Here is a 12,684-nt window from a genome sequence, read left to right as displayed (position 1 = left end):
CCTGAGGCGTCCCCGACCTTTGCTCAATGGGAGGCGGGTGGTTGCAACCGCTCAAGAAGATACTGATCGCCGGCGGCGGGTCCGCCGGCTGGATGACGGCGGCGCTGTGCTCGCGGCTGTTCCAGGGTCTCTACGAGATCGTGCTGATCGAGTCCGAGCAGATCGGCACCGTCGGGGTCGGGGAAGCGACCATCCCCGCCATCAAGAAATTCAACGAGCTGCTCGGCCTCGACGAGGACGACTTCCTGCGCAAGACGCAGGGCTCGTTCAAGCTGGGCATCGAGTTCCGCGACTGGTTCCGCAAGGGTGAGAGCTACCTGCATGGCTTCGGCGTGCTGGGCCAGGACCTGGGCTGGCTGCGCGTCCACCAGTACTGGCTGCGGATGCGGGAGCTGGGCCAGGCCCCGGACTTCGACGCCCTGTCGATCAACAACGCCATGGCGCGGCAGGACAAGTTCATGCGCGCCCGGGCCGACATGGCCGAGTCGCCGATCGGCCACATCGCCCACGCCTTCCACTTCGACGCCGGCCTCTACGCCAAGCACCTGTCGACCTACGCCCAGGCGCGCGGCGTGCAGCGGCGCGAGGGCAAGATCGTCGACGTCACGCTGCGGCCCGAGGACGGCTTCGTCCAGTTGGTGACCATGGACGACGGCGAGGTCATCGCCGCCGATCTGTTCGTCGACTGCTCGGGTTTCCGGGGCCTGATCATCGAGCAGGCGCTGAAGACCGGCTACGAGGACTGGACCCGCTGGCTGCCGGCCGACCGGGCCATCGCCGTGCCGACCGAGCGCTCGGCGCACTTCACGCCCTATACCCGCTCGACGGCCCACGACGCCGGCTGGCAGTGGCGGATCCCGCTGCAGCACCGCACCGGCAATGGCCATGTCTATTCCAGCCAGTATATCGACGACGACGAGGCCGAGCGCGTCCTGCTGGCGAACCTGGACGGCGCCCAGCGCGCCGACCCGCTGCGCATCCGCTTCACGACCGGCAAGCGCAAGAAGATCTGGAACAAGAACTGCGTCTCGATCGGTCTGGCCAGCGGCTTCATGGAGCCCCTGGAGTCCACCAGCCTGCACCTGATCCAGTCGGCCGTGATCCGCATGGTCCGCCTGCTGCCCGATGGCGGCTTCGACCAGGCCAATGTCGACGAGTTCAATCGTCAGAGCGACTTCGAATACGAGCGCATCCGCGACTTCATCATCCTGCACTACAAGGCCACCGAGCGCGACGACACGCCGTTCTGGCGCCACTGCCGCGACATGGAAGTGCCCGCCACCCTGCAGCGGAAGATGGACCTGTTCCGCGCCAACGGCCGGGTGTTCCGCGAGGACGACGAGCTGTTCACCGAGGAAAGCTGGATTCAGGTGTTCCTGGGCCAGGGCGTGATCCCGCGCGGCTACGATCCGCTGGTCCGCGTCCACTCGGACGAGGCCATCGCCACCCACCTTCGCGACATCCAGACGGTCATCGGCAAGTGCCTGAACGTGATGCCCAGCCACGCCGAGTTCGTGGCCCGCGCGTGCCAGGCCCCGCCGCAGCCGGCGACCCCTGTTCCAGTCCCCTAGACGTTTTCGACGGAGTAACGCCATGACGACCGCCGCCCAGCCTTCATCCGCCCTGCGGATCCTGTGCCGGACCACCGCCGCCGTGGCGTTGCTCGCCCTCACACCGATGTCCCTGGCCTTTGGATCCGGGGCGCTCGCCCAGGTCATGCCGACCAAGGACAGCGCCCCGCTGGCCCCGCCCGCCAACGACCCGGCCTGGGCCCGCGCCGACGCCCTCGTCAAGCAGATGACGATGGACGAGAAGATCACGTATCTGCACGGCCTGTTCCCGCCGAACACCAAGCCGGCCCCGGCCGACATGATCCCGTCGGCCGGTTATGTGCCGGGCGTGCCGCGCCTGAAGATCCCCACCCTGCGAGAGAGCGACGCCAGCCTGGGCGTGGCCAACCAGGTCGAGCAGCGCAAGGGCGACGTCGCCACCGCCCTGCCGTCGGGCCTGGCCCTGGCCTCGACCTTTGAGCCCAAGCTGGCCTATGCCGGCGGCGCGATGATCGGCGCCGAGGCCCGCGCCAAGACCTTCAACGTCCTGCTGGCCGGCGGCGTCAACCTGACCCGCGACCCGTGGGCCGGCCGCAATTTCGAGTATTTGGGCGAGGACCCGCTGCTGGCCGGCGAGATGGTCGCCGAGCAGATCAAGGGCGTGCAGTCCAACCACATCATCTCGACGATCAAGCACTTCGCCCTCAACGCCCAGGAGACCGGCCGCCACGTGATGGACGCCCAGATCGGCGAGGCCGACCTGCGGGAAAGCGACCTGCTGGCCTTCCAGATCGCGATCGAAAAGAGCAACCCCGCCTCGGTCATGTGCGCCTACAACAAGGTTAATGGCGACTGGGCCTGCCAGAACGACTTCCTGCTGAACAAGGTGCTGAAGCGCGACTGGAACTATCCGGGCTTCGTGATGTCCGACTGGGGCGCGGTGCACAGCACGGTGAAGGCGGCCCTGGCCGGCCTCGACCAGCAGTCGGGCCAGGAGCTGGACACCCAGATCTTCTTCGGTGACGACCTGAAGGCCGCCGTGGCCAAGGGCGAGGTCAGCCAGGCCCGTGTCGACGACATGGTCCGCCGCATCCTGCACGGGGTGATCACCTCGGGCCTGATGGACAACCCGACTCCGACGACCGCCCAGCCCATCGACTACGACGCCCACGCCAAGGTCGCCCAGGCCGTGGCCGAGCGCGGCTCGGTGCTGCTGAAGAACGAGGGAAACCTGCTGCCCCTGGCCAAGACCGCCAAGAAGATCGTGCTGATCGGCGCCCATGCCGATGTCGGCGTGATCTCGGGCGGCGGCTCGTCGCAGGTGCGCTCGGTCGGCGGCGCGCCGGTCGAGATCCCGCTGAACGGCGGCGAGGCGGCCTCGTTCGTCCGGGTCACCTGGCACGCCTCCTCGCCGCTGGAGGCGATCAAAGCCGCCGCGCCGGGCGCTGAAGTGATCTATGTCGACGGCAAGGACCCGGCCGCGGCCGCCGCCGCCGCCAAGGACGCCGACGTCGCTATCGTCTTCGCCTGGCACTGGCAGACCGAGGCGCAGGACGCGCCGTCGATCTCCCTGCCCGAGAACCAGGACGCCCTGATCGACGCCGTCGCGGCGGCCAACAAGAATTCCATCGTGGTGTTGGAGACCGGCGGCCCGGTGACCATGCCGTGGCTGGATCGCGTCGGCGCGGTGCTGCAGGCCTGGTATCCCGGCCAGCGCGGCGGCCAGGCCATCGCCCGCCTGTTGTTCGGCGAGGTCAATCCGTCGGGCCGCCTGGCCATGACCTTCCCGAAATCCGCCGACCAGGCCCCTCGCGCCAGCGCGCCGGGTTTCGCCGAGCAGGCGGCCATCGACGACGCCCGCCGCGCCGGCCAGAAGGTCGATGGCATCAAGGGCTTCGCCGTCCAGTATCCCGAGGGCGCGGCCGTCGGTTACCGCTGGTACGCCCAAGAGAAGCATCAGCCGCTCTATCCGTTCGGCTATGGCCTCTCCTATACGGCCTTCGCCTACAAGAACCTCAAGGTCGAGGACGCGGCGGGGCTGAAGGTCAGCTTCGACGTCACCAACACCGGCAAGGTCGCCGGCGCCGACACCCCGCAGCTCTACGTCACGGCGGGCAAGCGCAAGTCGATGGTTCGCCTGGCGGGCTTCGAGAAGGTCGATCTGGCGCCGGGCCAGACCAAGCGCGTCACCCTGACCGTCGAGCCGCGCCTGCTGGCCGACTACGATGTCGCCAAGCCGGGCTGGACGATCCCCGCCGGGACCTATCCGCTCTATGTCGGCAGCCACGCCGGGGATATGGCCCTGACCGGCAAGGCCAACCTCAAGGCCTGGTCGCGGAAGCCGTGATGCGTATTCTGTCCCTCACCCTCGCCGCCGCGCTCGTCGCGGCGGCCCCCGCCCACGCCGCGCCCAAGCTGCACAGCTGGACGACCACCGGCGACAAGAGCCAGCTCCTGGCCGCCCAGGCGCCGTCGGTCGCGGTGGCGGCCGATGCGGTCGCTGGCCTGCCTGTGGTCGCGGTCGACGCGAAGGAGCGCCACCAGACCATGGTCGGCTTCGGCGCGGCGATTACCGACGCCTCGGCCTGGCTGATCCAGAACAAGCTGACGCCAGCCCAGCGCGACGGCCTGCTGCGTGAACTCTATGGACGCGGCAAGGATGGCCTTGGCTTCAGCTTCACCCGCGTGACGATTGGCGCGTCCGACTTCTCGCTGGACCACTACAGCCTGGACGAAACGCCGAACGGCGCGGCCGATCCGGCGCTGCAGCATTTCTCGCTGAAGCGGCCGCAGGAATTCGTCTTCCCGACCGTCCGCGCCGCCCTGAAGATCAATCCCGACCTCAAGGTCATGGCCTCGCCGTGGAGCGCCCCGGCCTGGATGAAGACCACCGGCTCGCTGGTGAAGGGCCAACTGAAGCCGGAAGCCTATCCGGTCTATGCCGACTTCTTCGCGCGCTACATCAAGGAAGCCAGGAAGGTGGGCGTGCCCACCGACTACCTCAGCATTCAGAACGAGCCCGACTTCGAGCCGGACAACTATCCGGGCATGCGCTGGCTCCCCGCCGACCGCGCCAGGTTCTTCGGCGAGAACCTGGCCCCGGTGTTCAAGCGCCAGAAGATCACGACCAAGGTGCTCGACTGGGACCACAACTGGGACCAGCCGCAGCAGCCGCTGACCGTGCTCGCCGACGCCAAGGCCAGGGCCTTCGTCGCCGGCGTCGCCTGGCACTGCTACGCCGGCCAGGTCGAGGCCATGGAGACGGTGCGCGCGGCCCATCCGGACAAGGACGTCTTCTTCACCGAGTGCTCGGGCGGCGAATGGGCCCCCAAGTTCGACGACAGCTTCTCGTGGATGGTCGAGCAGCTGATCATCGGCTCCACCCGTCGGGGGGCGCGCGGCGTGCTGATGTGGAACCTGGCCCTGGACGAAAAATTCGGCCCGCATGCCGGGGGCTGCGGCGACTGCCGCCCGGTGGTCACCATCGACAGCATGAGCGGCGCGATCACCCGCACCCAGGAATATTACGCCTTCGGCCAGGCCAGCCGTTTCGTGAAGCCCGGCGCGGTGCGGATCGGCTCGCCGGAAAAGGTCGGCGACCTGCGCACGGTGGCGTTCCAGAACCGGGATGGCGGCCGCGTGCTGCTGGTGCTGAACACCGGCAAGGCCCCGGCGGACTTCGCGATCGTCGAGGGCGCTCGCCACTTCAAGGCCAGCATCCCGGCACGGGCGGCGACGACCTTCACCTGGTAGACGCTCAGGTCGAGATCTTGGCTTCAAGCTCGTTCAGGCGCGCGCGCGTCGCCGCCAGGTCCGGTCCGAACCGCGCCGGGTCGGCGGCGGCGAGGCGGCCGGCGATGTCGTAGCTTTCGCGGTAGAGATCCAGGGCTCGCATGCGATGGCCCCGGTCCTCGCGCAGGTCGGCCAGGCGCTCCAGGTTCACCGACAAGGCCCGCTGAGCGCCCGTGTCACCGGCCTCGCGGCCGCCGCGCGAGCGGCGCAGGGCCAGGGCTTCCTCGAAGGCGGCGAGGGCGGCGTCCAGGCGACCCTCGGCCTCGGCCACGTCGCCGACGCCCGACAGCGAACCGGCCAGCAGTTCGGCGCTCTCGTCGTCGCCGCGCGTCTGGCGCACCTGACGAGCGTAGGAAACCGAGGTGTCATAGGCCTCGGCGGCGTCGTCCATCTGGCCCTGGGCGCGGGCGAAGTCGCCGAGATCGCGATAGACGATCGCCAACTCCTCGTCGGTGCGGGCGGTGGTCTTCATCGCCGACAGGGTGCGCGCGGCCTCGTGCCAGGACTCGCCGCGGCTGAGCGAGACCAGACGCGCGCGCAGTTCGACGAAGGTCGCGGGCCTTGGCGGCGGGGTCGGTTGAGGAGTCGGCGTGGCGACGGGCGCGGCCACTGTCATGACCGGCGGGGCCACAGGTTGGGGATGAGATTGCAGCGGGGCCGCGACGGGCTCCGGAGCCGACGAGGCGGCTGCCGGCTGGGCTCGCGGCTCCCGCAGCTCCAGGCCGAAGGCCATCGGCGGGGCGCGCTTCTTCGGTTTGCGGCGGGGAAGCAGGGCGGCGACGATGAGCGCCCCGCCCACCATCGCCGCCGCCACACCGACGGCGGGCCGATGCGGCTCGAACGGTCCGAGATCGAGATTCGTGGCCCAGTTCCCCAGCGAGCCCCAACCCGCCACCACGTATCCCGACGTCGCCAGGATCAGCCCCAAGATGATCCCAACCAGTCGCGCCAGCATCACGTCCCCCCAGACGTTCACCCAAGGCGGGCGCAAACCCCGAAAACGGGGCGTCCCAGCCGCCAGGCCGCACAGGTCATCCGATGGCCCCGCTTCCGTCGAGCCGTCTCAACTGGCAGGGGAAGCGGGGCGGCCGGATGACTCCTCGGTGGGCGCCCAGCGGAAAGGGCGCCTCTAAATCAACCACGCGCGCGGGCGCGGATACGCCTCGCCGCGCGACAGATAGTAGATCCCGACAACGCAGCGGGCCACGAACCACAGGCCGACCGCCCCCAGAATGAGGCCGCCGGCGATGATCATCGGCAGGCCGACCAGCACGATCAGCATCGGGATGCCGAAGAAGATCAGCGCGCCGCCGATCAGGAACCAGGCGATCGACAGCCAGAAGGTCCGGATGGCGAAGGTGTAATGGCTTTCGTTGATCGGCCCGGCCGCGTCGCGGTTCGCATAGGCGACGATCAGGCCGATGATCCAGGTCAGGCCGTTGGTGAAGCCCAGCAGATAAAGGCCGTAGACGACGGCCGGCAGGACCTTGTCCTCTTCGGCCGCGGGGGAGGTGACGGCGGTGGTGTCGGTCATGGTCTTACAGCATCCAGTTCTTGGGCGTGGGATAGGGTTGGCCCTTCAGCAGGTTCGACAGGCCCACGACGCCGCGCACGACCAGCCAGACGCCGATGGCGGGCAGCAGGAAGACGCCGATCCCGACCGGGGTCAGCAGCAGGGCGACGACGCTGAAGCCGAGCGCCAGCCAGAAGGTGCGGATCTGGAACTCGTAGTGGCTGGCCAGCCACTCGGGCGCGTCCTTGCGGCTGATATAGGCGATGATCGCGCCGATCAGGCTGGTGAGGCCGCCGGTCACGCCGCCGGCGATGTGCAGGGCGTAGACGACGCCGGGCAGGGTCTTGTCGTCCTGCAGACGCGGCGGGACGGCGGGGTCGATGGCGGTGGGGTCACTAAGGGAGTCGGGCACGAGCTTGAGCCTAGAAGAACGTCGTTGGCTCAATCGTCGCGCCGATCGCGGCGGGATGCAAATGAAGGTGGCGTCATGAAGGCGACGTAACCCAGATGCTCCCCCGCATCACGGATCTCAAGGCAGAAGATCGCTAGGCGGGTCGTGGGGATCGAACGGCGTCCCTCGGTTCAGCCAGGGCAGGACGGCGAGCAGCAGGATCAGCACGAAGCTCATCCGCGCGGCCATGTCGACGCCGACCGAGGCCATGCCCGCCGTGAGCGAGAACAGCAGCATCGCCGCCGCGCCGAAGGCGGTCAGGCCGATGATCCAGGTCAGGGCGGCGCGCGCCTCGAACCGCGCCAGGCCGAAGCGGGCGCGGGGCGCCAGATCCGCGCCGACGGCGGCGATGGCGCGGGCCAGGGTCGAGAAGCTGGAGAGCCGGTCCTCGAACTGGCCCGGGCCGAGATAGCTCTGCGAGGCGATGCTCAGGCGGCGCCGGCCGAAGGTCAGCAGCAGGCTGCGCCGCCGGCCGCCGGTCTTGTCGACAGCCAGGCTGTAGCGGGTCAGGCTGGACAGCGGAAAGCGGCGCTCGACCTTGCCGCGCGACTCCACCAGCGCGCCGGCCTCCAGGGTCCAGACCGTCTCGGGCTGGAAGGGGGCCAGTCGGGCGCTGTGGGTGATCGCCATGGACTAGGACCGGACGGCGGTGATCTCGACGCCGGCGGCGGCCGCGTGTGGGGCCAGGGCCAGGGGCTTTTCGACCCGCACCCGCGCGCGGGTGACGCGCGGATCGGTGAAACAGGCCTGGGCCAGGCGCTCGGCGAAGGTTTCCACCAGGTCGATATGGCCCTCGGCGGCGATGGCGCGGGCGGCCTCGCCGATGGTCTCGTAGTTGACCGTGTCGCCCAGGCGCTCGCAGTGGCTGGCGGCCACGTCGAGTTCGACATCGACGACCAGCGGCTGCATGCGACCGTGCTCGTGGTCATAGACGCCGATCTCGGCGTCGACCTTCAGGCCACGGACGAAGACCTTGGTGACGATGATCCGCGCCAAGGGGGCGTCGGCCGGAGCGTCGGCGGGCGCGGTGTCGGCGAGGGAAGCGGGAGCGGCCATTCGATCCGGTTTCGCTAGAAGTCGTTGATGCTGTTGTCCGCGCGCAGGCACCACTGACCGGGCGCCCAACCGGCGAGGCCGGCCATGTCCGTGGCGTCCAGGCCGACCGCGTTGGTCGGGGTTTCCTGGATCCTGAGGGACTCTAGCGTGAACAGGCCGTCGATGGCGAGGAAAGCCTTGGCCTTCAGCGCCATGGCGATCGCCAGGGCCTCGGTGGTCGGGTCGCCGTCGAAGGTCATGACCCGCGCCAGGGTCTCGGGCTCGTGCTCGCGGAAGAAGCCGATCAGCGGGTCGGCCAGATTGGCCTGGAACGCGTGGTCCACCGCGCTGTCGATCCAGCCATGCCAGGCGCGCTTGGCCCGCTCGAACGAGGCCGACATGTTCGAGCCGCCCAGGTCCAGCCGCGTGGCCGGGCGCAGGCGGATGAACACGTACTCGTCGTGGCCGTGCGGGGTCTTGCACTTGGACGACGGTTCGCTCAACAGCCGGTGGGCCATGGAGTACCGGCGATTGAATTCGAGGCTAAGCATCTGGAATACCTGGACCGGCTGCGCTGGGTTGGCCAAGCGCGGCGCGGAACGCGTCAAATGTGGAAGGGCGGTTCGGCGAAACGACGGTGACGAATAGTCGAGCGCTTCAGAGAGGCCGCGCCCTTATCATGAACAGCAGGTGCAGCGCAAAATATAGTTGCTCAGCGCCGCCTCGCTAGACGTCTGGATCGTAGGCCACGTCCCGCGCCCGGCCCAGCAGGCTCTCGCCGCCGTCGACGGTCAGGGTCTGGCCCGAGAAGGCCGGGGTGTCGACGATGAACAGCAGGGCGCGCGCCAGGTCGGCCGGAGTGCTGCTGACGCCGGACGGGGTGGCGCGGGCGGCGCGGACGTAGTCGTCCTGCGTCTGCTTGCCGGAGGGCAGGGTGACGCCCGGCGACAGGCCGCAGACCCGCACCTTCGGGGCCAGGGCCTGGGCCAGCACCGGCGTCAGGGCGGCCAGGCCCAGCTTGCCGGCGGTGTAGGAGAAGTAGTCGGGATTGGGCCGCAGCACCTTCTGGTCCAGCAGGTTCACCACCAGGCCGGTCTCGGCCTCGCCCAGGGCCGTGGCGAAGGCGTGGATCAGGAAGACCGGCGCGGTCAGGTTGGTGGCGATATGCCGGTCCCAGCGCTCGGGCGTCAGGGTCTCGAAGGTGTCGTACTCGAACAGCGAGGCGTTGTTAACCAGAAGGTCCAGCCGGCCGAACCGGGCGCGGACGGCGGCGACCAGGGCCTGGCAATCGGCGGGAGTCGACAGATCGGCCTGGAATAGCGCGACCGCGTGGCCGTCGGCGGTCAGGGCGGCGGCCAGCGCCTGGGCGTCCTCGGCGGAGTGGCGATAGTGCAGGGCGACCGCATAGCCCGCCTCGGCCAGCGCCCGCGCCAAGACGGCGCCGATGCGCCGCGCCGCGCCGGTGACCAGGGCGACTTTTGAAGGGGCGGTCGTCAAGCCGGCCGGACCTTGAACCATTCGACGCCGGCCGCGCGGGTCTCCGGGAAGATCTCCGGCTTGACGACGCGGACCCAGCAGGCGTCGACCAGCGGGTCGAGGAAGGCCGCGTCGACGGCCTCCTGCAGCAGGGTTTCCAGCAGGTCGACATGGTCGCGGCCCTGCCAGCCGACGATCAGGGCGCGCAGCGGATCATAGTCGATATAGGTCCCCGGACCGGTGAACTCGGTCCGGGAATACAGCCGCGCGCTGACGCGCAGCCGGTTGGGGCGCTCGGGATGGCGCTCCCACGGGTGCAGCCCGCAACGGACCAGAACCTCGACGTCTTCCAGCACCGCAACCTGGTGCGGCGCGGCGGTCTGCCAGTCGAAGGGGCCCGTCATCGCCTAGTCGATGCGGCCGAACTCGAAGAAGTTCAGGCCGAGGATGACAGCCAGGAAAATGGCGATGACACCGATCGCGATCATGGCGCGGCTCCGGAAAGAGAAAACAAAGATCGAGCCGGCTTTAGCCTCCGGCGCCGCTGACCGCAAGGGTGGGGCCGCCCTCGTCCTTCGACGGGGCTCTGGATGAGGGCTGCTTTTGAGCCGCTCAGTAGGAAACCTCATCCTGAGCTTGTCGAAGGACGAGGTTTTCGGTCCCTCGGGGTCGGCGATATGGCTACAAGGATTTATGCTCTGGCGCCGTCGCATCGAACCCTTCACCCGCCCCCTGGTCTACGCCTTCTTCCGCGTGACCCGGGGACTGACCCTGGGCGTGCGGGCGGTGGTCACCGATGACGCCGGCAAGGTCCTGCTGATCCAGCACACCTATATCAAGGGCTGGTACCTGCCCGGCGGCGGGGTCGAGCGCGGCGAGACGGCGGAGATCGCCGTGGCCCGCGAGCTTCAGGAGGAGGCGGGCGTGCGCGCCCTGTCGCGTCCGCGCCTGGTCTCGGCCCATAGCAACGAGGTTTTGCACCCCGGCGACCACGTGCTGCTCTACCGTATCGAGGCCTGGGAGCCCTGCGCCTCGGACGCCGAGGGCGAGATCCACGCGGTCGGCTGGTTCGATCCGGACGACCTTCCGGAGGAGACGACCAAGGCCACCCGGCGGCGGATCGCCGAGGCTCTGGGCGGTGTGGAAGCGGATCCGATGTGGTGAAGCCGCAAAACTCTTGTCATCCCGGAAGCGCGTAGCGCTGTCCGGGACCCAGGGGCGGCCGGCACAGCGTTCACGCACCCCCTGGGTCCCGGCTCTCCGCTTCGCTGCGGCCGGGATGACAAGAATGGGATGCGAGATTGACAGGTGGCCCCTTCCCACCTGAACGCCGATCACATTAAATGCTTGTTTGAAACCGCCCCGCAGAGCGGATCCCACATCCAAGGGCAGGAGAACGGCATGCGCGAGTACACCAAGTTCTATATCGACGGCGCCTGGGTCGATCCGGCCCAACCCAAGACGCTCGACGTCATCAACCCGGCCAACGAAGAGGTCGCCGGCGTGATCTCGATGGGTTCGGAGGTCGATGTCGACCGCGCCGTCCGCGCCGCCCGCAAGGCGTTCGACAGCTGGTCGCAGACCAGCCGCGAAGAGCGCATCGACGTGCTCGAGCGCATCATCGCCGAGTACCAGAAGCGCTTTGAGGATATGGCCAAGGCCATCACCGAGGAGATGGGCGCTCCCGCCTGGCTGGCCCAGCGCGCCCAGGCCGCCATGGGCATCGGCCACGTCCAGACCGCCGTCGCCGTGCTCAAGGACTACAAGTTCGAGGAAGACCGGGGCACGACCCGGATCGTCAAGGAGCCGATCGGCGTCTGCGCCTTCATCACGCCGTGGAACTGGCCGGTGAACCAGATCGCCTGCAAGGTCGCGCCGGCCCTGGCCACCGGCTGCACCATGGTGCTGAAGCCGTCCGAGATCGCGCCGTTCAGCGCCTATATCTGGACCGAGATCCTGCACGCCGCCGGCGTGCCGCACGGCGTCTTCAACCTGGTCAATGGCGACGGCCCCACGGTCGGCGCGGCCCTGTCCAGCCATCCGGAAGTCGACATGGTCTCGTTCACCGGCTCGACCCGCGCCGGTATCGAGGTGGCCAAGAACGCCGCCCCGACCGTCAAGCGCGTCCACCAGGAGCTGGGCGGCAAGAGCCCCAACATCATCCTCGACGACGCCGACTTCGCCCGCGCGGTGGGCGGCGGCGTGGCCTCGGTGATGATGAACTCGGGCCAGTCGTGCAACGCCCCGACCCGGATGCTGGTGCCGGGCAAGCGCATGGACGAGGTCATCGCCATCGCCAAGGCCGCCGCCGAGAGCCACACGGTCGGCGACCCGAACGGCAATCACAAGATGGGCCCGGTGGTCAGCGAGACCCAATGGAACAAGATCCAGGGGCTGATCCAGAAGGGCATCGACGAGGGCGCCACCCTGGTCACCGGCGGCGTCGGCCGTCCGGAAGGGCTGGACAAGGGCTACTACGTCAAGCCGACCGTCTTCGCCAATGTGAAGCCCGACATGACGATCTCCAAGGAAGAGATCTTCGGCCCGGTGCTGTCGATCCTCGGCTACGACACGGTGGATGAAGCCGTCACCGTCGGCAACGACACCGAGTATGGCCTGGCGGCCTATGTCTCGGGCGGCGACCTGGAGACGGTGCGCAAGGTGGCCAGCAAGCTCCGCGCCGGCCAGGTGAACCTGAACGGCGCCGGCCCCGACCTGATGGCCCCGTTCGGCGGCTACAAGATGAGCGGCAACGGCCGCGAGTGGGGCGACCACGCCTTCGGCGAGTTCCTGGAGACGAAGGCGATCCTGGGGTACTCGGCGAAGGCGGCGGCGGAGTAGGGGCTGCGGCTTCCGCTGATTGAGAC

14 protein-coding genes are annotated in these 12,684 nt (G+C 68.8%); 5 read left to right on the top strand and 9 right to left on the bottom strand.

All coding sequences use genetic code 11. The features are described from left to right. Window positions 1-41 precede the first annotated feature (41 nt). Genes AC07R7_RS11935 through AC07R7_RS11925 form a run of 3 tightly spaced genes read left to right on the top strand, consistent with a single transcriptional unit; the run spans window position 42 to window position 5,303 of the window. On the top strand, window positions 42-1,571 hold the full coding sequence (locus AC07R7_RS11935) for a tryptophan halogenase family protein (RefSeq protein ID WP_494635284.1): 1,530 nt from the start codon (window positions 42-44) through the stop codon (window positions 1,569-1,571). Window positions 1,572-1,593: 22 nt separating this feature from the next. After that, the gene (locus AC07R7_RS11930; protein WP_494635283.1) at window positions 1,594-3,897 is read left to right on the top strand and encodes a beta-glucosidase family protein; all 2,304 of its coding nucleotides are present in this window, start codon (window positions 1,594-1,596) and stop codon (window positions 3,895-3,897) included. After that, window positions 3,897-5,303, top strand: coding sequence for a glycoside hydrolase family 30 protein (locus AC07R7_RS11925; RefSeq protein WP_494635282.1), 1,407 nt, complete (start codon window positions 3,897-3,899; stop codon window positions 5,301-5,303). Before AC07R7_RS11930 ends, AC07R7_RS11925 begins: the two co-directional genes overlap by 1 nt. 4 nt (window positions 5,304-5,307) lie before the next feature. On the opposite strand, the gene AC07R7_RS11920 is transcribed toward AC07R7_RS11925, so the two are convergent. From AC07R7_RS11920 to AC07R7_RS11880, 9 genes are all read right to left on the bottom strand, one after another. Further along, on the bottom strand, window positions 5,308-6,297 hold the full coding sequence (locus AC07R7_RS11920) for a tetratricopeptide repeat protein (protein WP_494635281.1): 990 nt from the start codon (window positions 6,295-6,297) through the stop codon (window positions 5,308-5,310). A gap of 174 nt (window positions 6,298-6,471) precedes the next feature. After that, window positions 6,472-6,876 (bottom strand): DUF4870 family protein, encoded by a 405-nt coding sequence (locus tag AC07R7_RS11915; RefSeq protein ID WP_492886965.1) that lies wholly within the window; start codon window positions 6,874-6,876, stop codon window positions 6,472-6,474. Between the two features lie 4 nt (window positions 6,877-6,880). Beyond that, a complete protein-coding gene (locus AC07R7_RS11910) occupies window positions 6,881-7,267 on the bottom strand; it encodes a DUF4870 family protein (protein WP_494635280.1) in 387 nt (128 codons plus the stop codon). A gap of 117 nt (window positions 7,268-7,384) precedes the next feature. Continuing rightward, a complete protein-coding gene (locus AC07R7_RS11905) occupies window positions 7,385-7,936 on the bottom strand; it encodes a hypothetical protein (protein ID WP_494635279.1) in 552 nt (183 codons plus the stop codon). A gap of 3 nt (window positions 7,937-7,939) precedes the next feature. Continuing rightward, window positions 7,940-8,362, bottom strand: coding sequence for a dihydroneopterin aldolase (gene folB / locus AC07R7_RS11900; protein WP_492886963.1), 423 nt, complete (start codon window positions 8,360-8,362; stop codon window positions 7,940-7,942). Window positions 8,363-8,376: 14 nt separating this feature from the next. Then, window positions 8,377-8,892, bottom strand: coding sequence for a 6-pyruvoyl trahydropterin synthase family protein (locus tag AC07R7_RS11895; RefSeq protein WP_492836787.1), 516 nt, complete (start codon window positions 8,890-8,892; stop codon window positions 8,377-8,379). 175 nt (window positions 8,893-9,067) lie between these two features. Next, window positions 9,068-9,838 (bottom strand): SDR family oxidoreductase, encoded by a 771-nt coding sequence (locus AC07R7_RS11890; protein WP_494635278.1) that lies wholly within the window; start codon window positions 9,836-9,838, stop codon window positions 9,068-9,070. Beyond that, complete coding sequence (locus AC07R7_RS11885; RefSeq protein WP_494635277.1) at window positions 9,835-10,221, bottom strand: dihydroneopterin aldolase; 387 nt, start codon at window positions 10,219-10,221, stop codon at window positions 9,835-9,837. The genes AC07R7_RS11890 and AC07R7_RS11885 overlap by 4 nt, the downstream gene beginning before the upstream one ends. Window positions 10,222-10,224: 3 nt before the next feature. Further along, complete coding sequence (locus AC07R7_RS11880) at window positions 10,225-10,305, bottom strand: hypothetical protein (RefSeq protein ID WP_492836925.1); 81 nt, start codon at window positions 10,303-10,305, stop codon at window positions 10,225-10,227. A gap of 205 nt (window positions 10,306-10,510) precedes the next feature. On the opposite strand from AC07R7_RS11880, the gene AC07R7_RS11875 reads away from it, so the two are divergent. Next, complete coding sequence (locus AC07R7_RS11875; protein ID WP_494635276.1) at window positions 10,511-10,981, top strand: NUDIX domain-containing protein; 471 nt, start codon at window positions 10,511-10,513, stop codon at window positions 10,979-10,981. A gap of 237 nt (window positions 10,982-11,218) precedes the next feature. Next, entirely contained in the window at window positions 11,219-12,658 is a 1,440-nt protein-coding gene (locus AC07R7_RS11870) for an aldehyde dehydrogenase family protein (RefSeq protein ID WP_494635275.1), read from the top strand. Window positions 12,659-12,684 lie beyond the last annotated feature (26 nt).

Source organism: Caulobacter sp. GW821-FHT05F04 (genome assembly GCF_059419665.1).
This window is presented reverse-complemented; position numbering and strand designations above follow the sequence as displayed.

What these genes read in the sequence shown, in the direction of transcription:
- AC07R7_RS11930 (WP_494635283.1), top strand. Translation starts at nt 1,594, where the DNA reads ATGACGACCGCCGCCCAGCCTTCATCCGCCCTGCGGATCCTGTGCCGG.
- AC07R7_RS11925 (WP_494635282.1), top strand. Translation starts at nt 3,897, where the DNA reads ATGCGTATTCTGTCCCTCACCCTCGCCGCCGCGCTCGTCGCGGCGGCC.
- AC07R7_RS11920 (WP_494635281.1), bottom strand. Translation starts at nt 6,297, where the DNA reads ATGCTGGCGCGACTGGTTGGGATCATCTTGGGGCTGATCCTGGCGACG.
- AC07R7_RS11915 (WP_492886965.1), bottom strand. Translation starts at nt 6,876, where the DNA reads ATGACCGACACCACCGCCGTCACCTCCCCCGCGGCCGAAGAGGACAAG.
- AC07R7_RS11905 (WP_494635279.1), bottom strand. Translation starts at nt 7,936, where the DNA reads ATGGCGATCACCCACAGCGCCCGACTGGCCCCCTTCCAGCCCGAGACG.
- folB (WP_492886963.1), bottom strand. Translation starts at nt 8,362, where the DNA reads ATGGCCGCTCCCGCTTCCCTCGCCGACACCGCGCCCGCCGACGCTCCG.
- AC07R7_RS11895 (WP_492836787.1), bottom strand. Translation starts at nt 8,892, where the DNA reads ATGCTTAGCCTCGAATTCAATCGCCGGTACTCCATGGCCCACCGGCTG.
- AC07R7_RS11885 (WP_494635277.1), bottom strand. Translation starts at nt 10,221, where the DNA reads ATGACGGGCCCCTTCGACTGGCAGACCGCCGCGCCGCACCAGGTTGCG.
- AC07R7_RS11880 (WP_492836925.1), bottom strand. Translation starts at nt 10,305, where the DNA reads ATGATCGCGATCGGTGTCATCGCCATTTTCCTGGCTGTCATCCTCGGC.
- AC07R7_RS11875 (WP_494635276.1), top strand. Translation starts at nt 10,511, where the DNA reads ATGCTCTGGCGCCGTCGCATCGAACCCTTCACCCGCCCCCTGGTCTAC.
- AC07R7_RS11870 (WP_494635275.1), top strand. Translation starts at nt 11,219, where the DNA reads ATGCGCGAGTACACCAAGTTCTATATCGACGGCGCCTGGGTCGATCCG.